Origin of the sequence: Extibacter sp. GGCC_0201 (assembly GCF_017566055.1) — a bacterium.
GTDB lineage: Bacteria > Bacillota > Clostridia > Lachnospirales > Lachnospiraceae > Extibacter.
The window spans coordinates 1-209 of sequence record NZ_JABFCH010000279.1; the positions used below are offsets into that span (position 1 = coordinate 1).

1 protein-coding gene is annotated in these 209 nt (G+C 62.2%); it reads right to left on the minus strand.

Annotated elements, in window-relative coordinates; translation table 11 throughout:
* Window positions 1-209, minus strand: a 209-nt coding sequence (locus tag HJV72_RS19535) for a phosphorylase family protein (RefSeq protein ID WP_330619092.1), incomplete at both ends; no start/stop codon positions are given.

Sequence of the window (209 nt, forward strand, 5' to 3'; positions counted from 1 at the left end):
CTCCATGTCGATGCAGATACAGCCGTGCTCCCGGTTGAGTTTTTCAATGTAGGCGGCCTTGTCCACCCCGTGGTAGTAGAACACGTCGCTGGAGTGGACGACCCCCTCCACCAGTTCTTTCCCCAGGCGCTGGGCGCTCTCCTTGAGCTGGGCGTTGAGCTGGGTGCTGGGGTAGGTGAGGTCCTTGTCGTACCCGCTCTGCGCCAGGG